23 protein-coding genes, 2 pseudogenes and 1 other annotated feature are annotated in these 24,026 nt (G+C 38.1%); of the genes and pseudogenes, 1 reads left to right on the top strand and 24 read right to left on the bottom strand.

The window, feature by feature from the left end; all coding sequences use genetic code 11:
• Positions 1-8: 8 nt before the first annotated feature.
• From AWM71_RS04090 to AWM71_RS03990, 21 genes and pseudogenes are all read right to left on the bottom strand, one after another.
• Entirely contained in the window at positions 9-1,367 is a 1,359-nt protein-coding gene (locus AWM71_RS04090) for a PFL family protein (protein WP_060776777.1), read from the bottom strand.
• A 9-nt stretch (positions 1,368-1,376) separates the two neighbouring features.
• Positions 1,377-1,640: an ACT domain-containing protein gene (locus AWM71_RS04085; protein WP_060776776.1), complete on the bottom strand. Its 264-nt coding sequence runs from the start codon at positions 1,638-1,640 to the stop codon at positions 1,377-1,379.
• Positions 1,641-2,174: 534 nt separating this feature from the next.
• Positions 2,175-2,786, bottom strand: a complete 612-nt coding sequence (locus AWM71_RS04080) for a class I SAM-dependent methyltransferase (protein ID WP_060776775.1) — start codon at positions 2,784-2,786, stop codon at positions 2,175-2,177.
• A gap of 99 nt (positions 2,787-2,885) precedes the next feature.
• Positions 2,886-3,257 carry a 50S ribosomal protein L7/L12 gene (rplL, locus tag AWM71_RS04075; RefSeq protein WP_060776774.1) on the bottom strand — a complete coding sequence of 124 codons (372 nt, stop codon included), beginning with the start codon at positions 3,255-3,257 and terminating at the stop codon, positions 2,886-2,888.
• 73 nt (positions 3,258-3,330) lie between these two features.
• The gene (gene rplJ / locus AWM71_RS04070; protein ID WP_060776773.1) at positions 3,331-3,834 is read right to left on the bottom strand and encodes a 50S ribosomal protein L10; all 504 of its coding nucleotides are present in this window, start codon (positions 3,832-3,834) and stop codon (positions 3,331-3,333) included.
• A gap of 32 nt (positions 3,835-3,866) precedes the next feature.
• Positions 3,867-4,001 (bottom strand) — a sequence feature (ribosomal protein L10 leader region).
• 101 nt (positions 4,002-4,102) lie between these two features.
• Positions 4,103-4,801, bottom strand: a complete 699-nt coding sequence (gene rplA / locus AWM71_RS04065; protein WP_060776772.1) for a 50S ribosomal protein L1 — start codon at positions 4,799-4,801, stop codon at positions 4,103-4,105.
• A 129-nt stretch (positions 4,802-4,930) separates the two neighbouring features.
• Positions 4,931-5,356, bottom strand: a complete 426-nt coding sequence (gene rplK / locus AWM71_RS04060; RefSeq protein ID WP_060776771.1) for a 50S ribosomal protein L11 — start codon at positions 5,354-5,356, stop codon at positions 4,931-4,933.
• Positions 5,357-5,768: 412 nt separating this feature from the next.
• A pseudogene (locus tag AWM71_RS08720) lies at positions 5,769-6,824 on the bottom strand (IS30 family transposase).
• Between the two features lie 163 nt (positions 6,825-6,987).
• Positions 6,988-7,548, bottom strand: coding sequence for a transcription termination/antitermination protein NusG (gene nusG / locus AWM71_RS04050; RefSeq protein ID WP_060777456.1), 561 nt, complete (start codon positions 7,546-7,548; stop codon positions 6,988-6,990).
• Positions 7,549-7,689: 141 nt separating this feature from the next.
• Positions 7,690-7,854 carry a preprotein translocase subunit SecE gene (gene secE, locus AWM71_RS04045; RefSeq protein WP_060776770.1) on the bottom strand — a complete coding sequence of 55 codons (165 nt, stop codon included), beginning with the start codon at positions 7,852-7,854 and terminating at the stop codon, positions 7,690-7,692.
• 18 nt (positions 7,855-7,872) lie between these two features.
• A complete protein-coding gene (gene rpmG / locus AWM71_RS04040; RefSeq protein WP_060776769.1) occupies positions 7,873-8,025 on the bottom strand; it encodes a 50S ribosomal protein L33 in 153 nt (50 codons plus the stop codon).
• A 169-nt stretch (positions 8,026-8,194) separates the two neighbouring features.
• Entirely contained in the window at positions 8,195-8,800 is a 606-nt protein-coding gene (locus AWM71_RS04035) for a hypothetical protein (RefSeq protein ID WP_060776768.1), read from the bottom strand.
• A gap of 19 nt (positions 8,801-8,819) precedes the next feature.
• Positions 8,820-9,350: an NYN domain-containing protein gene (locus AWM71_RS04030; protein WP_060776767.1), complete on the bottom strand. Its 531-nt coding sequence runs from the start codon at positions 9,348-9,350 to the stop codon at positions 8,820-8,822.
• A 40-nt stretch (positions 9,351-9,390) separates the two neighbouring features.
• On the bottom strand, positions 9,391-10,140 hold the full coding sequence (gene rlmB / locus AWM71_RS04025) for a 23S rRNA (guanosine(2251)-2'-O)-methyltransferase RlmB (protein ID WP_060776766.1): 750 nt from the start codon (positions 10,138-10,140) through the stop codon (positions 9,391-9,393).
• Entirely contained in the window at positions 10,124-10,525 is a 402-nt protein-coding gene (locus tag AWM71_RS04020) for a Mini-ribonuclease 3 (protein ID WP_060777455.1), read from the bottom strand. Before AWM71_RS04020 ends, rlmB begins: the two co-directional genes overlap by 17 nt.
• Entirely contained in the window at positions 10,515-11,951 is a 1,437-nt protein-coding gene (cysS, locus tag AWM71_RS04015) for a cysteine--tRNA ligase (protein ID WP_060776765.1), read from the bottom strand. Before cysS ends, AWM71_RS04020 begins: the two co-directional genes overlap by 11 nt.
• A gap of 612 nt (positions 11,952-12,563) precedes the next feature.
• Positions 12,564-13,214: pseudogene (locus tag AWM71_RS08120) on the bottom strand (IS3 family transposase); the annotation flags it as partial.
• A 74-nt stretch (positions 13,215-13,288) separates the two neighbouring features.
• Entirely contained in the window at positions 13,289-13,495 is a 207-nt protein-coding gene (locus AWM71_RS08115; protein ID WP_060776763.1) for a helix-turn-helix domain-containing protein, read from the bottom strand.
• 93 nt (positions 13,496-13,588) lie between these two features.
• Positions 13,589-14,419 (bottom strand): ammonia-dependent NAD(+) synthetase, encoded by an 831-nt coding sequence (gene nadE / locus AWM71_RS04000; RefSeq protein WP_060776762.1) that lies wholly within the window; start codon positions 14,417-14,419, stop codon positions 13,589-13,591.
• Positions 14,420-14,436: 17 nt separating this feature from the next.
• The gene (locus tag AWM71_RS03995) at positions 14,437-15,909 is read right to left on the bottom strand and encodes a nicotinate phosphoribosyltransferase (protein WP_060776761.1); all 1,473 of its coding nucleotides are present in this window, start codon (positions 15,907-15,909) and stop codon (positions 14,437-14,439) included.
• Positions 15,910-16,066: 157 nt separating this feature from the next.
• Positions 16,067-17,329: a hypothetical protein gene (locus AWM71_RS03990; RefSeq protein WP_060776760.1), complete on the bottom strand. Its 1,263-nt coding sequence runs from the start codon at positions 17,327-17,329 to the stop codon at positions 16,067-16,069.
• A 248-nt stretch (positions 17,330-17,577) separates the two neighbouring features.
• Between AWM71_RS03990 and AWM71_RS08660 the strand changes: the two genes are divergently transcribed.
• Complete coding sequence (locus AWM71_RS08660; RefSeq protein WP_082632745.1) at positions 17,578-17,718, top strand: YSIRK-type signal peptide-containing protein; 141 nt, start codon at positions 17,578-17,580, stop codon at positions 17,716-17,718.
• A gap of 238 nt (positions 17,719-17,956) precedes the next feature.
• Here the strand turns inward: AWM71_RS08660 and AWM71_RS03985 are convergent, their stop codons facing one another.
• The 3 genes from AWM71_RS03985 to AWM71_RS03975 all read right to left on the bottom strand — a co-directional run bounded on the left by AWM71_RS03985 (position 17,957) and on the right by AWM71_RS03975 (position 24,011).
• Positions 17,957-21,517 carry a hypothetical protein gene (locus AWM71_RS03985; protein ID WP_060776759.1) on the bottom strand — a complete coding sequence of 1,187 codons (3,561 nt, stop codon included), beginning with the start codon at positions 21,515-21,517 and terminating at the stop codon, positions 17,957-17,959.
• A 266-nt stretch (positions 21,518-21,783) separates the two neighbouring features.
• Complete coding sequence (locus AWM71_RS03980; protein ID WP_236701164.1) at positions 21,784-22,218, bottom strand: IS30 family transposase; 435 nt, start codon at positions 22,216-22,218, stop codon at positions 21,784-21,786.
• A 287-nt stretch (positions 22,219-22,505) separates the two neighbouring features.
• Positions 22,506-24,011, bottom strand: a complete 1,506-nt coding sequence (locus AWM71_RS03975; RefSeq protein ID WP_060776757.1) for an ABC transporter substrate-binding protein/permease — start codon at positions 24,009-24,011, stop codon at positions 22,506-22,508.
• Positions 24,012-24,026 lie beyond the last annotated feature (15 nt).

The raw sequence follows: 24,026 nt of genomic DNA, 5'->3' as shown, positions 1-24,026 counted from the left end.
TTTTTACTCTAATTTTTTAAGCTTTGAAGCGGGGCTGGAATATGACCTCCCCGATGAATAAACTGATCAGGTCGGCTGGTTTTGAGAGGCATAATAGGTGAAGAACCAAATAATCCTCCCCATTCTAATTTTTCTCCAGATTTCTTACCTATAGCCGGAATCAAACGAACAGCTGTCGTTTTACAATTAATCATCCCAATAGCTGCTTCATCCGCAATAATAGCAGATAAAACTTCAGCTGTCGTGTCTCCTGGAACAGCGATCATATCCAATCCCACCGAGCAAACAGCGGTCATAGCCGTTAAGGTAGGTAAATCTAATACACCCGATTCCGCCCCAGCAATCATCCCTTCATCTTCAGATACTGGAATAAAGGCCCCCGACAAACCGCCCACACGTTCTGCGGCCATAATACCGCCTTTTTTTACCGCATCATTCAATAAAGCTAGTGTTGCAACTGTCCCGTGTCCACCCACTGTTTCTAAGCCAATCTCTTCAAGAATTCGTCCCACAGAATCTCCAATAGCTGGCGTTGGAGCTAAAGATAAGTCGACAATTCCAAACGGCACCTCTAGGCGTTTGGACGCTTCACGTCCTACTAATTGTCCCATCCGTGTAACTTTAAAAGCTGTCTGCTTAATGGTTTCACACACTTGATCTATAGGAGCTCGGGCAGATAGTTTGGCTAGTGCTGATCGAACCACGCCAGGTCCAGAGACTCCTACATTAATCACGCAGTCTGCTTCACCTGCACCATGGAAGGCTCCCGCCATAAAAGGATTATCTTCTACCGCATTACAGAAAACGACTAATTTGGTAGCCCCTACACATTCCTTGTCTTGAGTTAATTCCGCACATTCTCGAATAATACGCCCCATGAGTGCTACTGCATCCATATTAATTCCTGCGCGTGTAGAACCAATATTTACGGATGAACATACCCGATCAGTTTCTTTTAGAGCTTGAGGAATAGAAGCAATTAATTCGCGATCGCCCTTCGAAAAACCTTTATGAACTAAAGCCGTATATCCTCCTACTAAGTCAATACCAATCGTTTTGCAAGCTTCATCCAAAGTTTTAGCATACCTAACAGGATCTCCTCCTGAAGCCGCTAATAATTGAGAAATAGGTGTCACCGAAATTCGTTTATTAATAATGGGAATTCCATAAGTCTTTGCCAACTCATCCGCAACCTCAACTAGGCGAGCCGCCTTTTGCGTAATCTTTTGATAAATTTTTTGACATGATTTTTCAATATCACTGTCCATACAATCCATCAAAGAAATTCCCATAGTAATCGTCCGAACATCTAAATGTTCTTCCTCAATCATGTTGACAGTTTCTACAATATTTTCTAATTCAAGCATAGTGTCCTCCTAAATTCGGTGCATTGAGCGAAAAATATCTTCATGCATCACAGCAACACGCATATCGGGAAGTACAGTTTCCAGCTCTTTTCGAAAACTATCAAAAGCCATTTTCATCTCATCAATATTGACTAACATTGACATCGTGAAATATCCGCTCATGACGGTCTGAGCAACATCTACAATATTTACATTAGCATTTGCGCATTCTTGGCTGACTTTAGCCAAAATTCCTACTCTATCTTTTCCAACTACCGTAATCATCGCTTGCATATAGCTAGCCTCCTCATTCTCCATTTCTTTTAATTATCTCCATAAATAACTTTTAAGCAAGTCCAAAATAAATAAAAAAAGACGCGTCTGACTAATTAAAAACGCGTCTAAGGAGTTTTATTGCGAATTTTGTCTAATCTTTGTAAGTAATTCATCCTCAATCTCGTCAATAACCGTAGAAAATATGTTCTTGCTTGTGATTGGATAAAATCATCCTTCTGGTTCAAGTCTTTCACACACGTTTTTCCAGATCCTTCCCTTATAAAAAGAGGCAGACAAATGATGAAAATTCTCTAGCTACAATAACAGCCTTTCATTTTTGCTGTTTGCCTTTAGTGGCAAAATTCACATAATAAGTATAATAACGTTTTAATTAAAAATCAACCCTTTATAAAAATTTTTCTCTAGCAAGCGCCTTTTTTAGATCCTAGTATGTGAGTATTAGCATTAATAGATTCCTTTAAAAGAAAAATTCTGACTTTCCCTAAGGAAATCAGAATTTCTAAAATCATAAAATTTTTAAAACAAGCATGATCAGCTTTCATTCTTTTGAGCGCACAAAATCCAATAGCCTTTTTTGCGTTCTAATTCTTCCACATTGCCAAAGACTTCCAACAGTTTTTTTCGTGCACTGGGAGCGCCTTGTTTCTTTTGAATAACTAAAACTAAGCGTCCGCCCATTGCCAAATGTAAATACGCTCCACTAATAAAAGTATGAACAACTTCTTTTCCTGCACGTATAGGAGGATTTGTCAAAATCAAGTCAAAATCTTTCGCTTTTACCTCTTGATAAATATTTGAAGAATAGATTTTCGCATGTGCCACCTGATTAGCACTTACATTGTATCTAGCCAACTCCATTGCACGCTCACTGACATCTACCATATGCAAAGTTGCTTCAGGATATTCTGTCCCCATGACTGTTCCAACTGGTCCATAACCACATCCTAAGTCTAAAATCTTTTTGGGATGAAACTCAGCTTGAATAACTGTTTCCAGTAAGACACGTGTTCCAAAATCAAGGCGTTGCCGCGAAAATACACCACTATCCGTTTTAAATCGATAGCCAGTTTCATTCACTACTGTTTCCCACTCTTGACACTGATGAGATAACATCGTGTTATCTTCAAAATATTGGTGAGCCATCTAATCACTCCTTTGTTTTTCTACGCACGTCTACTTTTAAATAAATAAGAAAAAACAGACAAGGCATAGAGCCTTGTCTGTTTTTTTAGGCTTGAAAAACTATTTAAGTTCAGCTTTTCCGCCAGCTTCTTCAATAGCAGCTTTAAGAGCTTCTGCTTCTTCTTTAGGAAGACCTTCTTTAATAACTGTAGGAGCGCCATCTACTAAGTCTTTAGCTTCTTTCAAGCCTAAACCTGTAGCTTCACGAACAGCCTTGATTACTTTGATCTTACCTGAACCTGCTTCTACTAATTCAACATCAAATTCTGTTTTTTCTTCAGCAGCAGCTTCACCTGCACCTGCACCTGCAACAGCAACTGGAGCAGCAGCACTAACACCAAATTCTTCTTCGATTGCTGAAACTAAGTCAGCTAATTCTAATACAGTTGCATCTTTTAAGCTTGCAACAATGTCTTCAATATTTAAAGCCATCTTTAAATTCCTCCGTTTTTTATTATTAATCGTTTAGATGCTCCTCATAAGAGGGATCAAAAAGTTACTTAAATTATTCTGCAGCTTCTTCACGTTGTTCTTGAACTGCCTTAACAGCATAAGCCACATTGCGGACAGGTGCTTGTAAGACAGAAAGTAACATGGATAGTAAGCCTTCGCGATTTGGTAAGGAAGCAATCTTCTTAATTTCTTCCTTAGTCATGACGGTACCGTCAATCACGCCGCCTTTTAATTCCAAAGCTTCTGCTGTTTTAGCAAATTTAGCTAAAATACGAGCAGGGGCAACAGCATCTTCTTCACTGAAAGCAACTGCTGTAGGGCCTTGGAAAACTTCTTTATGATAATCAACTTCTAATTGATCCAAAGCACGACGCATCATTGTATTCTTGATAACTTTCAATTGAACTTTTTCATCACGTAATTGTTTGCGTAAATCTGTTACTTCATCAACAGTAAGTCCTAAGTAATCAACTACAACGATAGACTTTGAATTTTGAATTTTTTCAATAATTGCGTTGACTTCTTCTTGCTTTTTAGCAATAGCTTGTTCACTCACTCAATTTCACCTCCAACAAATTACTCAGAGTTTTTTATAAATAAAAAACTCCATGTCCCCAAAAGACACAGAGAAAATGTTTACTGCTATTACTAGCTCATGATCTCCCTCGGCTAGAAATTAAGATTTTGCTCACTAGCTGTCTTCGGTTCGATTTGATATAAATACCAACATTTATTAGAATACAGGATCTATTTATCGCTGTCAAGCTTTTTTTAATACCTAGCCTCAGATTTTTCTTCAGCTAGGTATTCCTTTACAAATTAAATTATTCAACTTCGATAGAAGCAGGGTCTACTTTAACACCAGGGCCCATGGTTGAGCTTACTACTAAGTTCTTAATGTAGCGGCCTTTGGAAGCAGCTGGTTTTTCACGAAGAACTGTTTCATGTAAAGCACGGAAGTTTTCTAATAAATCTTCTGTACTGAAAGAAACTTTACCAATTGGTGCATGTAAATTTCCAGTGCTATCTGCACGGTATTCAATTTGACCAGATTTAATATCTTTAACAGCTTTTGTTACATCTTGGGTAACAGTACCAGTCTTAGGGTTTGGCATTAAGCCTTTTGGCCCAAGGACGCGTCCTAAACGACCAATTTTCCCCATCATATCTGGGGTAGCCACAACGACGTCAAATTCCATCCAGCCGCCGTTGATTTTAGCAACTAAATCGTCGTCTCCAACAAAATCAGCCCCTGCGTCACGTGCTTCTTGAGCTTTTTCGCCTTGTGCAAACACTAAAACTGTTTGTGTCTTACCAGTACCTTTTGGTAAAACCATTGCCCCACGAATTTGTTGATCATTTTTCTTAACTTCAATTCCTAATCGATAAGATACTTCAACAGAACCATCGAATTTAGTGAAGTCTACTTCTTTTAATAAGTCAATCGCTTCTTTAGCAGAGTAAGCTTTAGAACGATCGATCTTTTCATATGCTGCTTTTAAATTTTTGGATTGTTTTGCCATTTAATTATTCCTCCTATGTGGTTTTAACGGATAGTCCTCCCACTCACAATACAACAAACGTACTGTGGCCTTTGTTGGGATACTTGTAGCGTTCAGAATCTTTTAGATTTGGATATCTAGAGAGTCGAATTATCCTTCAACAACGATACCCATTGAACGTGCAGTACCTTCAATCAAACGCATAGCAGCTTCAATGTCAGCTGCGTTAAGGTCTTGCATTTTAGTTTCTGCAATTTCACGTACTTGATCACTTGTAATGGTCGCAACTTTTGTTTTGTTAGGTTCACCAGAACCCTTAGCCACTTTAGCAGCTTTCTTTAATAAATCAGCAGCTGGTGGAGTTTTGGTCACAAAAGTAAATGAACGATCTTCATAAACTGTGATCACAACAGGAATAATATAACCTTGTTGATCTTGTGTTTTTGCGTTAAATTCCTTACAGAATCCCATAATATTGATACCTGCTTGACCTAGCGCAGGACCAACTGGTGGAGCTGGACTTGCTTGACCAGCAGGAATTTGTAATTTTACGACTGAGTCTACTTTTTTAGCCACGAAACATTCCTCCTTAGTTATTGTCCGTGTTGTGGTTTAGTGGAGTTGACAGATTTCTCCTCCCACATGTAGTCTTTTCTCTTTAACAGAGAGCTAACTACACTTGTACATGCCTCATTTATTCTAAAAACATTGCATGCACAACAACTTATTTAACCACACTTTTTATAAATTAGCAAGTTTTTTTCTCGTTTATTGATTGAATTATTTTTTCGGTAAATTGCAATATCAAATGCATATTTAAATTCAAAAATTTCAGTTTCATGCAAAATAGCTAAAAGGCTGATAAAATCAATCATTCTTGGCCCATTTTCTCAAGCTTAAAGCGCTTGATTACTATTTAGAGATTCAAGGGGAAAGCGTAGCGGACCTTGACTGGCCCACCCTGAATCTCTAAACTTGGTTAAGCACTTTAACCTACTTCTCTAAGGGTATCCTGAAGTTTCGCAACTTCCATGATGTAACAGTCATTGGGCGTTTGATAATCTAAGATCTTTCTGAAGCGATTGTTTATAGTATTCGTGTAGTGTGCCAACTCTTGGTATATCAGATTTTTTTTAAGCTGGTCCCTTTAGGCAAGAATTCTCTTAACATGCGATTATACCTTTCGTTAGTTCCTTTTTCCCAAGCAGAATAAGCGTGAGTGAAAAAGACTTCTATATCTTTTAGTCCGTTTTCAAGTTGTGACAGATTAGAAAATTCACTTTCGTTATCGGTCGTTAAGGTTTTAAAATACTCTTGGTCCTCTTTGAGAATCATCTTTTTTACGGACTTTACAATTGAAGCGGCATCCCACTTCCAAGTCTTCTTGGTGAGAAGTTTTCGCGTTTTCCGTTCAACTAGAGTAATAAATAATACAAGGCTCCCCCTTAGTCTTCTTTCCTATCACAAGATCAAGCTCCCAATGACCAAATTCTTCTCTGGAAAGAGTGGCTGGGCATCGTTGATCAATACTTTTTCCGAATAACTTTTTATCCATTCCTCGTGGTTCACTTGATTGCTTTCTTGGGCGAATCCGTGGTTTCATAGGAAGATCAATATTTTTCACTCTTAATATCCCAAGGTTGATATATTTATACATCGTTTTGGGGCAAGGGACACTTTCTAAAGGATGCTCTCTACGGTACTTATGAGTGAAAGTATCAACACTGAAGACACGATCTTTTTTATGCGTCAGTAAAGCTTCTTCAAAAGCTTTTATGAAAGTAGACTTTCCGAACAAAGCACCTTTTGCCTTTGAATTTGACCGATTTTCTTTATAAACACGCGCGCCAGTCTCTGCTAGATAGACATCAACATATTGATGATCGTAGGTCATTTGACGCGTTTTAATTCACGCGATATGGGACTTTGATTAACTCCGATGGCGACAGCAATCTCTTTCTGTTTATGTCCTTCATGGTGCATTGCTTGGATGATTCTGCGTTTTTCTGCAGAAAGGTGTGCATATCGTGTTAGAATGTTTCATAGCCGGTGAGTGCTTCTTTACTTGGGTTTAGACGCTTTTAAGTATAGAGCCTCACTGGTTTTTTGTCGCCCTTTTCTTTATGCACTTCATTTTACAACTTACCGATCAATTTTTTCATCAGACGAATTCAATCGAATGAATCTCTTCTTCTAATAGAAAAAATTTACACGTTTTGTTTATCTACTTGATCAAAATCAACTTCTGCGACAGTTTCACGACCAAACATTTCAATGACTAATTTCAATTTACCGTGTTCGTCATCTACTTCTTCTACTCGTCCTTCTAAACCTAAAAATGCGCCATCGATAACTTCGACATACTCGCCCACTTCAAAATTAATATCCCGTTTAGGAGCAGAAATTCCTTGAGATAAGAGGAGACGATGAACTTCATCAGGTAAAAGAGGAACAGGTTTAGATCCTTGACCGTGTGACCCTAAGAAGCCTGTAACATTTGGCGTGTTCCGAACAACAAACCAAGCCTCATCGCTCATAATCATTTCTACAAATACATATCCTGGGAAATTGTTAACCTTAACAATTTTATCTTCTCCATTTTTGGCCTTTTGTAATCTTTCTTCTTCTGGAACAATGACGCGAAAAATGAATTCTTCCATATCCATAGAAGTAATCCGACTCTCCAAATTTTCTTTGACTTTATTTTCGTATCCAGAATAAGTATGTAATACATACCATTGTTTTTGCGGCTCGACTTCAGTAACCATAATTTCTCCTTTCCAAATTAAAAAACCTTCCGCTTGACGAAAGGTCCTGCTTTCTGCCCTCATTGTACCATATCTATCAGTAAGTACAAGTATTATTTTAAGTGCCTTTAGCCGACTCATCTTTCAATGAACGGCTATCAATTATAGACGAATAAACCAGTTGAAAGCGAGATTTACTAATTCATCTGTTACCCCTAGAAAAATAGCAGTAATAATAATCGTAAAAATAACAACCACAGAATCTCTTCTTAATTCACTCGCTGTCGGCCAAGTAACTTTTTTTAATTCTTTAAATGCTTTAATCATAAAGTTTACCTTCTCCTTTTATTTGGTTTCTTTATGCAAGGTGTGTGCATTACAAAATCGACAATACTTTTTTACTTCCAAACGTTCTGTTCGCTGCGTATTATTCGTTTTGACCGTATAATTTCGTGATCCGCACTGCGAACAAGCTAAAATCATTTTCTTTGATGCCATGAACACATCTCCTTTGCCTTCCATCGTATTTAATAGTACCGACTTTCATCAGCCTTGTCAAATTCATCTTTAGTCAAACGCTAAGAGAAAGGCCCCTTATCGCCTTTCATCGAAAAGAGACCCTTTTTATTTAGATTCAACTGAATAATCATCGTTCACTAAGCTCCTATTAATCATGTTTATGCCATTTGTGACAAAGTCGATAGTACGCCCTTTTTACCACATCACTGGAAGTTGACAATTCTTCAGCAATCTCTTGATCTGTTTTTTTCTGAATATATTTTTCCAAGACTTGTTTTTCTAAAGGGGAAAGTCTCATCAGATAAGCTTTGTATTTTTCCTTAACAAAGAGCGCAGATTCTGGCGTAGGGTAGGTAGATTGAGGCATAGAATTAAAGAAAATATTCGTTCCTGTATCCTCATCCACCATTCCTTCATAATAGACAACCTTATCTTTAGGGATTCTTTTCATTCTCCCTTGCTGTCTTTTCATATCAATAAGCCTGCTCTCAATCCGCTTACCTAAAGCAGCTTTTAAACTATATTCCTCCTGTTTTTTATATTTCTCCACTATGACTTGAAAAAAACATAGCGACGCCAATTGAAAATATTCCTGAAAATCTTCAATCCAAAAACGATACTTGTTAAAAAAATAATAAATAGTTGGCTGATAACGATGTAGTAAAGCTTCAAAAGCTATCTGGTCATTATTTTCAAAAAAAGCAATCATTAACTCTCTATCTTCTATATGATCATACTCTTTAAAGTTATTCATCACTAGCCTCACCTGCTTATTAATGTTTTTCTAAATCATGCAACAAACATCTCAGCGCCTGAATTTGATGATAATTCCACGGATTATGTCTCTGATAGGATACTTGTGTTCCCCTATCAAACGTTTTTTCCCCGTAACGAATAAGTTTTTCTGTTTTTTCAACATCTCCAAGTAACTCCATCGCAGATTTACGAACAGCTCCTTTTTGAAAAACTAAGCGCTGTTCAGCTAAATCACTTGTCGCAACGGTTACTTGAGTTAGTAGATCTGTATGCTTATCAATCATAGCTTCAATATAAGAATCTGCTGTCTGTCCCTCCGCTGTAAAAACAACTTTCAAACGATACTTTTGATAAGATTTAGATAGTCCAGGAACAAACATCGCATCAAAAATCACCCAAGTAATTAATCCTTGATAAGCTGAATAATTAGATAATCTTTGTAAGAGGCGATCTCTCGCTTCTTCCATTTGATTACTTTCTTTTAATTGCGAGAGGTCCGGCCAAGCGCCAATCATATTGTAGCCATCTACTAGTAATACCTCTTTCATGCCATGTTCCCTCCTTTCTCTTCTAGGGATTTTTTACAGACTAAAGGGAGCGCCTATGGTAAACTTCATACATCATTAAAGCAGCAGCCACACTGGCATTTAAACTTTGAACATGTCCCCGCATAGGAATCGTCAACATGCCATCCAAATGCTGCTTCACTCGCCGAGAAAGGCCTTTCCCTTCATTTCCTATCACAATCGCTAATGGCAAAGTAGCATCCATTTCCCATAAAGACTGTCCCTTCATATCCGTTCCAAACACCCATACTCCCTTTTTCTTTAGATCATCGATAGTCTGCGTAAGATTGGTTACACGAGCAATAGGGACATGGTAGGCAGCGCCTGTGGAAGTCTTTAAAACAGAAGCAGTCACAGAAGCCGAGCGATGTTTAGGAATAATAACACCATGAACGCCGCTCGCATCAGCTGTCCGAAGTATAGAACCTAAATTATGAGGATCCTCAATATTATTCAAAATGATTAAAAAAGGATCTTCTTGCTTTTCCTTAGCCTTATTTAAGATAAAATCTACACTTTGATAAACATAAGGTTCTACCTCCAGAATAACACCTTGGTGGTTCATCCCCATCGCATAGTGATCTAGCTCTTTTTTGCTTTGCTCACTTATCGGGATTCTCGCTCGATTCAACTGCTCAATGAAGTTCTGCATCCGCTTAGATGTTAATCCCTTTTGCAAGTACGCTTGGTAAACAACTTGCTTAGCTTCTAACACTTCTTTAGCAGCGTGAAAGCCCAACACAAATTCTGTTTGATTAGTCTTGCTTTGCATGATGAACCTCTTTCAAATAATCAATACCTTTAGTGCACAGCTCTTCAAATCGTTCAAGATTTTCTAAGAACAGATAGCCGCATACCGCTTCAAATCCCGTAGCTACACGATAGGTATGAATATCGGTATGCTTAGCAGAACTGTGGCTTTGACTATTTCTTCCGCGCTTAAAGATAGTCAATTCTGTTTCTGTAAAAAATCCTTCTTCAATTAAAGCGCCTGCCAATTGTGCTTGTCCATAAGCGCTCACAAAATGGGTGGCTGCTTGATGAAGATCATTGGGCCTTCTTAATCCTGACTCAATTAGATAACGGCGTACGGCTATTTCCCAAGCGGCATCCCCTAAATAAGCGAGTGTTAGCCCACTTAATTGATTATTCTTCATTTTTGTCAAAACTTCCATTCCTTTTCCATCGCGTTCCTTGTGCCGTGTCTTCTAAGATAATCCCTTGGGCCTTTAGGCGATCACGAATTTCGTCACTTTTTGCATAGTCTTTGGCTTGGCGCGCTTGATTCCGTTCTTCAATCAAATTTTGAATGTCGTCATCCAATAACTCTTCCTCGTTAAATGACAAGCCTATAATCTCTAACCATGTCTTAAACTGCTGACGATAATTCTTCAAAACCTTCTGAGAAACATGGTCTCTTTCTAGATATATATTACTGAACTTCATAAATTCATAAATCACTGTCAAAGCATTCGGAACATTAAAATCATCTTCCATGGCTTGAATGAAATGGTGATCAAATTGGTTCAATTGATCCAACAAAGATTGGTCATCTTCTAAATGATCAACAGCCAACTGCAAACGATGTTTGAAATTATGGTCCAAATTCAATAATCGACTCACATTACGACGGGCTTCATCGATATTTTTCTCACTAAATTTAAGTGGGGCACGGTAATGCGCACTGGATAAGAAAAAGCGAACAACTTGAGGTTCCTCTTGTTCTAATAAATCATGAACTAGAACAAAATTCCCTAACGATTTACTCATTTTTTCGCCTTTATCTCCCATAGTTACAAAGCCGTTATGAAGCCAATAATTTGCAAACTTCTTTCCTGTTTTCGCTTCAGATTGAGCAATTTCATTTTCGTGATGAGGGAAGATAAGATCTGCTCCCCCACCATGAATATCTAATTGATCGCCCAAATACTTAGTAGCCATAACAGAACATTCAATATGCCATCCCGGGCGCCCCATCCCCCAAGGAGACTTCCAAGCAGGTTCTCCAGCTTTAGCTTTCTTCCATAAGGCAAAATCTAAACTATCTTCTTTCTTAGTCTGCTCACTATCATTCAACCGCTCACTTGCGCCAGTCCTTAAATCATCAATAGATTGATCGCTAAGTTGCCCATACGTTGAAAATTGGCGTGTCCGATAATACACATCTCCTTCACTTTCATAAGCATACCCTTTATCCACTAAATCACTCACAAAAGCAATAATGGCTTCCATATTTTCCATAACTCTCGGATTAGCAGTTGCTCGCTTCACATGAAGGCGATCAATATCTTTATAAAAAGCTAAAATATATTTATCAGCTACCTCTTGACTAGTCAAGCTTTCTTCATTCGCTCGTTTAATAATTTTATCATCCACATCTGTAAAATTAGAAACAAAATTCACTTGATAGCCGCAATATTCGAGAAAACGTCTAATAACATCAAAAGCTACCACACTCCTAGCGTTTCCTATATGAATATAATTATATACAGTTGGTCCACACACATACATATTCACGATATGATCCGAATTGGGATAAAAGACTTCCTTTTGATTCGTCAATGTATTATAAAGTTTTAACATATGAAAAATCCCTTCATCAACGCCATCTTCTAGCGCTTTACTCAGTATCCCTATTCTACCATATGAACGTCACATTTAAACCATCTCGTCTTTCTTTAATCCCCCTTTCCTATTCAAAAAATTTTTAAGGAAACAGATCCACCATCTTTATTAAAAAAGAGCGAAATTTATTTGTCAAATTCATCCTTCTCTTTATTTTTAGGCTAGTCTGCTAACTTTTGATTTATTTTCTCTTTTTTGCACTTATTCTTCAATCCCATTTTTGTTATTAATTATACATTTGCTTATTTCTGCTTTATTTTTATTATTTTTGCATGGAAACTTTAAATTTCATTTAAGGAAATATTGTCTTACTTTTCTTTTTCGAACCATGCGTTTTTTTAGGCACTTTAGTTTGCAACAAGTGCTTTTAGTCTTTAACGTAGAAAAAATTTCTAACAAAGAATGTCTTCAACTCAATTGAAATCGCCCTCATATGTTCTTTTTTGATTTTTCTTATTTTCAAATTTCTTTAAAAATGCACACCAAAAAAGAGCCCTTTTTAGGGTCTAATGTGACCCCAAAAAGTTAGACTTTTTTAAACGTAGTAGTTTTATCGACTGCTACGTTTTTCTATGCAGCCGTAAAGCTGATTCGATATTGAACAGGACTCATCCATCCTAGTCGTTCTTTGATTCGTTTTTCGTTATAGTACTTGATATATTCCTCTATGGCGGATTTTAATTCTTCATAACTGTAATAGATAACCCCATAATAAATTTCTCGTTTTAGTAAGCCCAAAAAGTTTTCCATCACTGAATTATCGTGACAGTTGCCTTTCCTGGACATACTTTGGAAAATTCGTTCTGCCTTTAAGCGATCTGTATAACTTTTCATCTGATAAGCCCAACCCTGATCTGAATGAAAAGTACGACGATGGATTCTATTAGGCGCTATTCGACCATATTTACCTTTATAGGAATTATATTTTCGACTTTTTCTCGTATATGAAGTAACTTGAAGCTTTAATTTTTGCATGAGTCGTTGAATTTTTTTCTTATTGATCAGAAAGCCTTGATTTTTCATCGCAGCGGTCATACGCCGATAGCCGTAATCTCTATTTTCTTGACGAATTTCTATGATTTTTGTTTCAATTTCTTGATCTGGATTTTTTCGATTGAATCTTTTCTGCCAGTACATAAAAGTGGCTTTTGGCATACCTGTATATTTGAGAAGACCTTTCAGTTTGAATTGTCCTCGGAGGCTGTGTATGATGTTCTTCCTCTAAACGCAACCTCCTCAACTCTTTTAAAAAAGCATTCTCTAACTTGGCCCAATATCATTCATCTTCCAACTGTTTAATCCGATCTGTACTCGTATCTACTGAATCTGCCCCATTGGGCGTTTGCCTTTCTTCTCTTTCTTTTCTCTTGTTTGTTTATCCATCGTCGAATTTGACTTTTACTTTTTATTCCATATTGTTTAGCAAGGAATGCGCAGCCACCTTTACCTTCTAAGTAAGCTTGAACAACTTCTTTCTTCAATTGATAACTATACTTTGACATAAAAATACCGACCTCCAAAGGTTAGATTTTTGGCCTAACTTTTGGAGGTCGGTACAGTCTCTTTCGAAAATAAAGTTATTTTTTTATAATCTCTTAATCTTTCCACCAATTATCATAAACAGTTATCGGCAAATGCCGTTTATGCATCGAGCGATCGTATAACGCTTCAATTTTTTCAGTGTCGCCTTCACTGACTTCTTTTCCTTCTAAGTAATCATCAATCGCTTGATAAGTCACTCCCAAAGCCGCTTCATCAGCTAATTGTGGGCGATCATCTTCTAAATCCGCAGTAGGGACCTTAAGATACAAATGTTCTGGACAAGCTAAGGCCTTTAATAATTGCTTCCCTTGCCGTTTATCTAACCGCCAGATCGGCACAATATCAGCTGCTCCATCTCCAAACTTAGTATAAAAGCCACTAACGGCTTCTGCCGCATGATCTGTTCCTACAACTGCTCCAGCGTTTTGTCCTGCCAATGCATACTGAACAATCATTCTCTGCCGCGCTTTGATGTTACCTTTATTAAAATCAGAAATTTCTACGCCCTGATCACGTAACGTTTGCATTTGAGCATCCACAGCTGGGCGAATATTAACCACAAAAGTTTGATCAGGCTGAATAAAGGATAAGGCGTCTTTCACGTCTTCCATATCCGCTTGTTTCCCATAAGGAAGAGATACAGCAATAAATTGATAAGCCGTCTCGCCAGTTTCTTGACGTAATTCTTCCATAGCGAGCTGGCAAAGCTTACCGGTTAAGGTAGAATCTTGCCCACCCGAAATTCCCAAAACTAAACTTTTAAAAAAAGAGTATTTTTTCAAATAGGACTTAATAAAATCTATACTCCGTCGAATTTCTTCTTGACTATCAATCTTGGAATGAACCTTGAGTTCATCAATAATCGCTGCTTGTTTATCTCTCATTTTTCCAACCTTTCTTCCTAATTCTTTCTTTTTAAATTTTCTTTAACACGTTTACGAATCTTATGAATAGAATCCATCTTTAAATCATACAAAGCTTGTGAAAGGTCTACCGGATATGCTTCTGGATTCAAGATACGTTTATACTCATCCCATAAATCACCTAAACTATGTTCGGCATAAGCTTTCACTTCATCTAAAGAAGGAATCTCATACACCCGCTTGCCTTTTTGATAAATCGTCTGAAGTAATGGTCGCGCATCATAATCAGAGATCGTTTTATTGATATAAGTATAAGTCGGATGGAACATAAATAATTCTTTTGAATTATCCATTTCTTCTTCATAAAGGGAAATATAATCTCCTTCTGACTTACCATCTCTTTGACGCGTAATCCGCCAAATTTGTTTGCGACCTGGTGTTGTTGTCTTTTCTGGTGAAGCAGAAACTTTCATAGTTGGCACAAGCTTGCCTTCATCATTTTCAATCATGCAGAGTTTATACACTGCTCCTAAAGCTGCCTGATCAAAAGCTGTAATAATCTTAGTTCCTACTCCCCAAGAATTTACTTTTGCCCCTTGCATCTTAAGGTTTAAAATTGTCTTCTCATCTAGGTCGTTAGAAGCCACAATAATCGCTTCTGGATAGCCAGCTTCATCTAACATCTTACGTACGCGTTTAGATAAATAGGTAATATCGCCTGAATCAATACGTACCCCGATAAAATTAATCTTATCTCCCATTTCATCAGCGACACGAATAGCATTTGGAAGTCCAGAATTTAAAGCATCATAAGTATCAATCAAGAACACACAATTTTTGTGGGATTGTGCATAGTGCTTAAAGGCTTCATAATCACTTTGATAAGATTGAGCCATCGAATGGGCATGCGTTCCTGAAATAGGCAAGCCTAAAATCTTACCTGCACGAACATTGGAGGTCGAATCAAACCCTCCAATATAGCTTGCTCTCGCTCCCCAGATCGAAGCATCCATTTCTTGGGCCCGGCGTGCTCCAAATTCGGCCAAACCATCTTGCCCACAAACAGAACGTACACGAGAAGCTTTAGTTGCGATCAGCGTTTGGAAATTAATAATGTTCAAAATGGCTGTTTCAATTAATTGACATTCTGCTAAAGTTCCTTCAATTTGCATCAAAGGTTCATTGGCAAAACAAACTTCTCCTTCTACCATTGATCGAACAATTCCAGAAAAATGATAATTTTTTAAATAATCTAAAAATTCCTCAGGATAATCTTGAGTTTCACGTAAATAATCAATATCTGTTTGCGTGAAGTGTAAATTATCTAAATAATTAATTACTCTTTCCAATCCAACGAAGAGGGCATAACCATTTTCAAAAGGATTATTTCTGAAATAGACTTCAAATACACATCTCCGGTCATCTATTCCTGAGTCCCAATACGTTTTCATCATATTAATTTCATACAAATCTGTATGCAAGGCAAAGCTGTCGTCTGGATAGATACTCATTTTTCACACTCCATATTCATTCAATTATTCCACATCCGACATTACACAAACTGTTGCTATTATACCACGTTTTAATTTTTCTCTCCGCCTTCAAAGTTCATTCGTTGATAAAAAAGATGCCTACTCTATTGCAAGTGGACATCTTTAGTCAAGTCTTTTATTTACCATTTGTTTTAGGCCCTACATTTCCTGTAGTTGAAGGCGTTACTGTAGCTGTTCCTGTTCCACCGGTTACTGTATTGGTGATATTGTTAGTGGATTGTGGACCTGAAGTGCTTCCAGATTGCGAGTTTCCTCCTTGGCTATTGGCTTTAGAGGATTGAGAAGATGACGCTTGAGAAGAAGCTGCTTGAGAACTTGCTTGTTCTTGACTTGCTTTTAGTCGTTTACTTTCTTCTTGCTTCTGGCTTTCTTCTAGTTTTTTACTTTCCTCTTGCTTTATGCTTTCTTCTTGACGTTGTTTTTCTTGCTGTTCTTTTTCTTGGCGTTCTCTTTCTTCCCGCTCTTTTCTTTCTTGTTCTGCTCTCCGTTGCTCCGCTTCATTGATTTCGTTTTGACGGCGCGCTTCCGCAGCTAAACGTTTTTGTTCTTCTTGTAAACGACGACGTTCTTCATCCGCACGACGACGTTCTTCTTCACCACGTTTGCGAATACGTTCTAATTCTTGTTCAGACGCATGTTTCTTGCGTGCTTCTTCTTCTTTGCGGGCAGTAATAGCGTTCACAATTTCTTCAGGCGCTTCACTTAAACGCTCCAATAAGCGAGATTTAAAGAATGGATTTTCTTCCTCTTCCACTTCTGCCTTTAAATCTTCCACCTTATCATTCACATCATCATAATTTAATGAAGTATTCTTTTTTAGGGCTTGAATTTTATCCTCTAATTCGGCATAAATTTTTAATTGCCGTTTTGCTTCATCTAATAATTTATTCATCGTTTGATAGAAGCCGTCATCCGTTTTAAGATCCTTTTCAAAATCTTTTGTGATTTTCTCTACATCAGAAGTTTTCAAAGCCTTTGTAACCAAAACATATTTTTGTAAGGTAATCCCGTTCAGAGGGTTTTTCCCTTCATCTTTTTCAAAGCAATCATTCACCACTTTTTGAATATCGAAGCGGTCTTTTACTTGTTTTAATTGTTTTTTCATTTCTTTACGTGCAGAGGCATACTTATTTAGTCCTTCTATGGATTTTTCACAGTCTTCAATTTCTGAAGATTGCAAATTTTCTTTAAGAAAGACCTTCCCTTGATCATAGTACAAACCATCAATTTGAGCTTGTACCCGTTCAAAAGTACCATCTGTTTTTTCTTGGTTAATTTCTTGTTTTTGCACGATGGCATATACGCCGCTGCTAATCACAATGCCGATTGAAATAACGGTAATTAAAATAGCTTTCCAATTCAACCGTTTCTTTTTCATGTTTTCCTCTCCTTTTTCAATAGTTAGTTTTATTGTACTATGATCCCCAATAAAATGCACCTATTTTGTGAAGGAAGTCCTTCGATCGTGTCTCCGTCTCTCTAAAATAATATAAATAGTATTCCAAAATGCTTATTTGAGCGATCGCTCGTAAAAAAGAGTTGTGCTTTTTTAGATACACTTATGTAGCCTTAACCCAATTATTTACTGGATTAAGATTCATACATTCACTTAAAAGAGATGATTTTATGGAAAAAGTAAACAAATCAGTCAACAAAAAGGGCCAAAGAAGCATGCACAGAAAGAGACGTTATGGTCTGAGAAAACTATCGGTTGGATTAGTTTCTTGTGCCTTAAGATATATCATAATTTTCCCAAATGTAGTTTAAGAGCAATTTTTATATTGCAGTTCTGTCAAAAATTGTTTTTATTGATTTTATTATCGTTTATTTGAATATATTCAAAGGTGATGCTTCTTAAATAAGATGTGTTTTGAATCACAATACAAGAGTTTGCATGTGTAAGTGAGCAGTGATATAGAAAAGGAGCTGGGTTTGTGGCTCAGCTCCTTTTTCTAATTATTTTCAATTATTAGTTTACTTTTGTTTAATTTTGTAGGTGAACTTTTTACTCGCGATTCTTCTTGCGAGAGAAGAATGCTACTGCAGCTCCCAGTGCACCAATCATTGTGCCGATCAATCCTACTCGTTCCCCTTTAGCACCAGTCTTTACTAATTGGGACGAATGCTTTGCAGGGACCTTGTTGCCGGACTTAGTAGATGCGTTGGAACCTGAAGCATCAGTGGATGCGTTACCAGCGTTGCTGTTGCCGGCATTAGCGGTTTCAGCGTTACCAGCGTTGTTAGCATTATCAGCGCTACTTGATTCGTTGGTGCTATTCTGAGCGCCGGAATCTGTAGAGCTGCTACCACCAGTAGTAGATCCGCTAGCTGGACCACCATTGTTAGACGTGGAGTCGTTACCCGAATCAGATCCAGAACCATTGCTGTTTCCAGATTCGCTGTTTCCAGTATCAGAACCAGAACCGGAATCAGAACCTGTTCCAGAACCAGAATTTCCGTCGTTGTTTCCGGCTTTACCAGTGGCTTCGTCGGAAGTGTTGTTCCCCTTCTTATCTTTAGCTTTTACATCACTACCGTCTTTGACTTTGTTTGCTGGAATAGTGACTTTACCAGTGGCTTTATCAACGGTTACGCCTTCTGGAATGTCTTTACCAGTCCAGTTTCCATCATTGTCTTTCTCGACAGTGAAGGTCTTCTCTTTGGTTCCATCTTCTGGCGTATAAGTGATTTCCAGACTATCAGTATCCTTTGCTGGTGTTACCTCAACAGAACCATTATCTTGAGGCTCGACTTTTGGAGCATCTGGTGTAGTTGCTGGAGTAGTTGGGTTCTTTTTGGCTTTACCAGTGGCTTCGCTGGAAGCTTTGTCACCCTTCTTATCTTTAGCTTTTACATCACTATCGTCTTTGACTTTGTCTGCTGGAATAGTGACTTTACCAGTGGCTTCATCAACGATTATGCCTGCTGGAGTGTCGTCACCCTTCTTCCACTTGTTGTCAGCGCCTTTCTTGACAGTGATGGTCTTCTCTTTGTCTTTGCCTTCTGGCGTATACGTGATTTCCAGACTATCAGTATCCGTTGCTGGAGTGATCGTGGCTGAGCCTTGACCGTCTCCGTTTGCTGGGGTAGTGATGGTTGGAGCAGCTGGCTTCACGGTTATGGTTAGAGTTACGGTGCCGGTTTTTCCTGCCGAGTCGGTTACCGTGAGAGTTAGAGTATGTGTACCGACTTCCTTCGGCTGCATCTTCGTAACAGTGAGATCCAACACTTGTTCCTGATCAGTGTCAGTGGTTTTTGAAACACTTGCACGACCACTAAGGATATCAGCTTGTTGAAGCAGATTGGCTTTCATTAGCGCCTGTAACGTGTCGACTTCTTTAACCTTCACATCATCTTTAGCGATAATGTGAATCTTCAGATCTTGCCCAACTGTTACAGGCGATGAAGTAGCAATAATTGTTGGTTTTTCATTATCCTTAGGCGCAGTAGCTTGTTTTTTATCACTGTTTTCTGAAGTTAGGTCAAATCCTGGAATTGTTGTTTTAAGAGTCTTTTCTTCAGGCTTCGTGACAGTCGTTGTTGCATACACGTCGCCTTCAGGAATTCCATCCTTAACAGTAATCTCCGCTTTACCATTGTTAATCGTTGTAGTAGAGCCGATTTCGTTGTTATTTTTATCAAACAGTTTAACTGTTGTAGTAACTTTAGCGTCAGTAGGAATACCATTTCCAACAGATACTGTTACTTTCTGCCCTTTCTTTCCAGCAAGATTAGTCAGAACAGTGTCGATAACTGGCTTCTTTGGTTTAACTCTGATGATTACCCCTGTCTCTGGTTTTGTTATACTCGTGGAATTATCGGAGTATGTTCCCTTAATACCATGGGTAAATACGCCAACTGTATCAGTTTTTGGAGGAGTGCCGTTCCACACTAAGGTTGGCTTATTATCTTTAAGCTTGTCTCCGTCTTTAATCTCAACAAGTTCTGTCAATTCCGGTAATTTATCACCAACGGTAATATCAATGGTTTTACCGCTAAGAGGATGTTCTTTAGCAAGTGTAGTAACTTTGACTTTAACTTTGCGTGTGGTAACGTTGCCAGAGCCATCCTCGGAAGTAATAGTTACTCTCTTGCCGTTCATTTCTTTAGTAACAGTGATGCTATCTGATAAAAGCGGTTTGTCTTCGCTTCCAGCACCATGCGTGATTGTAGGATCTTTTGTTAAACCAGAAATGCTAAACTTCTCAATATAACCCTTGTTATCGCTGGTAGTGAAGCTTAGTTTATCGCCTGTATGAAGTTGAATGGTCTGTTTGTCGTCGGTTATTTCAGTGTCTTTGTGATAAATTTTTGGCGCTGTGCTGTCATCCTTGTGGCGCTTTAAGTTTTTATCTTGGTCAGATTCTGGATCTCGTCCAGAAATCCACACGTAGGACGAGCTTGTTGTGCGTGCATATGATGCAGAATCTGCCCAAGTCCAAGCATTATGTATATTAGCGTACTTTTCATCATACGTCTTAGCGTTTTCGTTAATTGCTGTATCGTTAAGCTTTACTGCGGCATGCATATGGAATGCAAGATTTACTTCTGAAGTTTGAATACCTATTCCATAATTCTTACCATTATATGGGTAATCTAGCCAAGTTGCTTTACCAAGAGCGTAATCATTGTGATTCTCACGGAATAGATCTTTCATATCTCTTTCATATTTTGTCTGATTCGGTCCTAAACTATAATGGAAACTTGAGGACTTATTACTATTGCCGCCGAAACTTTTTTCACTATCATATGGGAAGTTTATAGTTGTTGACTGATTGTCTACTTTTTCAAACTTGGCAAAATCGCGCGAAAGAGTAAAGTTCATCTTGCGTTTTAATTTGTCATTTTGTGATGCATCTTTAAGTTTGTAAGCGTCAAAACGTAAGTCGCGAATTGTGTCGTTTTCGAACAAACCATCGGACTTTAACTTAGCAATTTGGTACGGTACTTGCCATATATACCACTGCCTGTTTGAAAGCTTTATCATCGACTGAGCATCATTGTTGAAGAACACGTCGAATACAAGATATTTAGCACCATCTATTGTTTCGATATGTGCATACATATCCGTTTTTTTAATCAGAGTATTGTGCTCATCGCTACCATAATCGTCGGAATTCATTGTCTTTTTATCTTTATTTTCATCATTAGTAGCACGATAACGCTGGAACTCAAGAATACTAGGAGTTTTGAGCCATTCTGGATTGTTAACAACCACATCAGCTTCACGATCTTGATACTTAGTAGCCGTGCCATTCGTAGGCTTATTAGCTGGTGCAGTGCTTGTGCTATTCGTAAGTCCTTTAGCTGTTGCAGTGCTTGTGCTATTCGTAAGTCCTTTAGCTGTTGCAGTGCTTGTGCTATTCGTAAGTTCTTTAGCTGTTTCAGTGTATGTTGGTGTAGAAATTGTGGTCGCTTGAACAGCCTTGACAGGCTGGCCGCCTAAGTAGGTTGCTGCGGTCAGTGAAGCAGCCATTGTTGCTAACGGAAGCGTGTACACCTTGTGTGAAGAACGCTTCCTAGAACCTTTTGATGGTGTATGCCTTGAAGGGTTAAATTTTTTCATAACAATCTCCTTAATTTTCTCTAATCTGTAATGAATTTTTTAAACAAATAAATAGACGAATTCTATGACAAATTTTGCCAACACTGGTCACAAAACTCTCCATTTCAACAGGTACATTAAAATTATATCATTTCTTGGCCCATTTTCTCAAGCTTAGAGCGCTTGATTACTATTTAGAGATTCAAGGGGGAATGCGTAGCGGACCTTGACTGGCCCACCCTGAATCTCTCTGAATCTCTCTGAATCTCTAAACTTTGTTAAGCACTTTAACCTACTTCTCTAAGGGTATCCTGAAGTTTCGCAACTTCCATGATGTAACAGTCATTGGGCGTTTGATAATCTAAGATCTTTCTGAAGCGATTGTTTATAGTATTCGTGTAGTGCGCCAACTCTTGGTATGTCAAATTTTTAAAGCTGGTCCCTTTAGGCAAGAATTCTCTTAACATGCGATTATGCCTTTCGTTAGTTCCTTTTTCCCAGGCAGAATAAGCGTGAGTGAAAAAGACCTTTATATCTTTTAGTCCGTTTTCAAGTTGTGACAGATTAGAAAATTCACTTCCGTTATCGGTCGTTAAGGTTTTTAAATACTCTTGCTCCTCTTTGAGAATCATCTTTTTTACGGACTTTACAATTGAAGCGGCATCCCACTTCCAAGTCTTCTGGGTGAGAAGTTTTCGCGTTTTCCGTTCAACTAGAGTAATAATACACGGCTCTTCTTTCCTATCACGAGATCAAGCTCCCTAAAACCAGATTTCAAACTTCATTTCCCTCCTTCGCTCTTTCTATTCTTGCATTAGGCCTTAAATTAAATAAAAAGATAAATGATGCTTTGATTAATTATTGACCGCTCGCAAAGAATTTTTCTTTTGCAAGCGGTCTTTTCTTTTTCGAAATTAAAATCGATATAAAAAGCACAGAAGTTATTAAAACTCCTGCGCTAAATGTTTTTGAATGTATCTTGTTCTAAAAAATAGCTTTACCCTTACTTTTAGGCATACTTCGCATTTAACCGTTTTTCGAATGCGTTTAATCCTCTGGTTAAAGAGAAGGTCAAAATGAAATAAATTACCATAGAAATTACCAAAGGAATAATTCCTTGATAAGTAATGCTGGTCACTGCACGTGTTTGGAAAGTTAATTCAGCAATTCCGATCGTCGAAACAATGGAAGATTCCTTAATCAAGGTTACAAATTCATTCCCTAAAGCAGGCCAAATCGAACGTAGAGATTGAGGGAAAATAACTAAGCGCAAAGTCTTAAGTCGACTGAGTCCAAGAGACCGTGCAGCTTCGCTCTGTCCTTTATCAACCGCTTGAAGGCCTCCACGAATGACTTCACAAACATAAGCACCGGAGTTTAAAGACACAGCAATCATTCCTGCCACTAGCGGCGAAACATTGAACAAACCGCCAATCCCTAAAAACATAAAGAGGACTTGAATCATTAACGGTGTCCCTCTCACAAATTCAACATAAGCCATAGCAAGTCCAGACAATACAATATTATCTGTTAATCGCATCACGGCTAAAATAGACCCTAAAACTAAACCACACACAACCGACACAAAGGAAATGAGTAAGGTCATTTTCACCCCATTCCAATAATAAGGGGTGTAATCCAACCAATTAATCTTCTTTTCTCCTTCATCCTTTTTAATTAAGAGATCATAGGCTTCATCCATCCATTGATCAATCAATCCTTGCTCCTTCACTTCTGCAATGGATTGATTAATCGCTGCTTGAAGGGCGGGTTGATTCTTAGGAATAGCCACGTACTTCGCGTTATCGTCCGTCATCTTAAATTTTCCGATAACCATCTCTAAACTTTCTGGGTGAGCTTTAACATGGGATCCTCCAACAGAAGAGTCCACCAAAACTCCGTCAATTTGTTTGGTTTGAAGAGCACTGATCAAATCTGGAATTTGTTGCATGGTGTGCTGCTTAACATTAGCCATTTGTTCTTTGGCCAAGGTTTCTTGAAGGGCTCCTTGTTGGTAACCAACCGTCATGTCTGGCGTAAAGGAGTTTTTATCTTTAATTTTATCTGCATCACTTTTCCGAATAATAATCGCTTGTTCGTCTTCTTGATAACCTGTAGAAAAGTCCACAGATTTTGCTCTTTCTTCGGTACGTGCCATCCCAGAAATAATAGCATCAATATTTCCTGCTTCCAAAGAAGAGAGTAAGCTCGAAAATTCCATCGTCACAAAAGTAGCCTTTACGCCCAAGTCTTTTGCGATCTTATTCCCTAAGGAAATATCGACACCACTCACCGTTTGTTTACCATTTTTCATAGCAATAAATTCAAATGGAGGATAGTCTGGACTCACACCAATTCGAATTTCTCCGCGAGCCTTCACTTGCTCTAGGAGATTACTTCCTTCTCCTGCTTGGGTTTCCTCTGCATGAACAACAGGTTTCACCCCTGCTAACAAAATACTAAGCATCATAAAAAGTGTGATTAACCCTACTGTTAATCTTTTCATCACTGACATCTATCTTCCCTCTCT

Source organism: Aerococcus christensenii, from assembly GCF_001543105.1.
Lineage (GTDB): Bacteria > Bacillota > Bacilli > Lactobacillales > Aerococcaceae > Aerococcus > Aerococcus christensenii.
The sequence above is the reverse complement of the archived record's forward strand: the minus strand, read 5'-3'. Positions and strand labels throughout refer to the sequence as shown.

What these genes read in the sequence shown, in the direction of transcription:
- AWM71_RS04090 (WP_060776777.1), bottom strand. Translation starts at nt 1,367, where the DNA reads ATGCTTGAATTAGAAAATATTGTAGAAACTGTCAACATGATTGAGGAA.
- AWM71_RS04085 (WP_060776776.1), bottom strand. Translation starts at nt 1,640, where the DNA reads ATGCAAGCGATGATTACGGTAGTTGGAAAAGATAGAGTAGGAATTTTG.
- AWM71_RS04080 (WP_060776775.1), bottom strand. Translation starts at nt 2,786, where the DNA reads ATGGCTCACCAATATTTTGAAGATAACACGATGTTATCTCATCAGTGT.
- rplL (WP_060776774.1), bottom strand. Translation starts at nt 3,257, where the DNA reads ATGGCTTTAAATATTGAAGACATTGTTGCAAGCTTAAAAGATGCAACT.
- rplA (WP_060776772.1), bottom strand. Translation starts at nt 4,801, where the DNA reads ATGGCAAAACAATCCAAAAATTTAAAAGCAGCATATGAAAAGATCGAT.
- nusG (WP_060777456.1), bottom strand. Translation starts at nt 7,548, where the DNA reads ATGGTTACTGAAGTCGAGCCGCAAAAACAATGGTATGTATTACATACT.
- secE (WP_060776770.1), bottom strand. Translation starts at nt 7,854, where the DNA reads ATGATTAAAGCATTTAAAGAATTAAAAAAAGTTACTTGGCCGACAGCG.
- rpmG (WP_060776769.1), bottom strand. Translation starts at nt 8,025, where the DNA reads ATGGCATCAAAGAAAATGATTTTAGCTTGTTCGCAGTGCGGATCACGA.
- AWM71_RS04035 (WP_060776768.1), bottom strand. Translation starts at nt 8,800, where the DNA reads ATGAATAACTTTAAAGAGTATGATCATATAGAAGATAGAGAGTTAATG.
- AWM71_RS04030 (WP_060776767.1), bottom strand. Translation starts at nt 9,350, where the DNA reads ATGAAAGAGGTATTACTAGTAGATGGCTACAATATGATTGGCGCTTGG.
- rlmB (WP_060776766.1), bottom strand. Translation starts at nt 10,140, where the DNA reads ATGCAAAGCAAGACTAATCAAACAGAATTTGTGTTGGGCTTTCACGCT.
- AWM71_RS04020 (WP_060777455.1), bottom strand. Translation starts at nt 10,525, where the DNA reads ATGAAGAATAATCAATTAAGTGGGCTAACACTCGCTTATTTAGGGGAT.
- cysS (WP_060776765.1), bottom strand. Translation starts at nt 11,951, where the DNA reads ATGTTAAAACTTTATAATACATTGACGAATCAAAAGGAAGTCTTTTAT.
- AWM71_RS08115 (WP_060776763.1), bottom strand. Translation starts at nt 13,495, where the DNA reads ATGTCAAAGTATAGTTATCAATTGAAGAAAGAAGTTGTTCAAGCTTAC.
- nadE (WP_060776762.1), bottom strand. Translation starts at nt 14,419, where the DNA reads ATGAGAGATAAACAAGCAGCGATTATTGATGAACTCAAGGTTCATTCC.
- AWM71_RS03995 (WP_060776761.1), bottom strand. Translation starts at nt 15,909, where the DNA reads ATGAGTATCTATCCAGACGACAGCTTTGCCTTGCATACAGATTTGTAT.
- AWM71_RS03990 (WP_060776760.1), bottom strand. Translation starts at nt 17,329, where the DNA reads ATGAAAAAGAAACGGTTGAATTGGAAAGCTATTTTAATTACCGTTATT.
- AWM71_RS08660 (WP_082632745.1), top strand. Translation starts at nt 17,578, where the DNA reads ATGGAAAAAGTAAACAAATCAGTCAACAAAAAGGGCCAAAGAAGCATG.
- AWM71_RS03985 (WP_060776759.1), bottom strand. Translation starts at nt 21,517, where the DNA reads ATGAAAAAATTTAACCCTTCAAGGCATACACCATCAAAAGGTTCTAGG.
- AWM71_RS03975 (WP_060776757.1), bottom strand. Translation starts at nt 24,011, where the DNA reads ATGTCAGTGATGAAAAGATTAACAGTAGGGTTAATCACACTTTTTATG.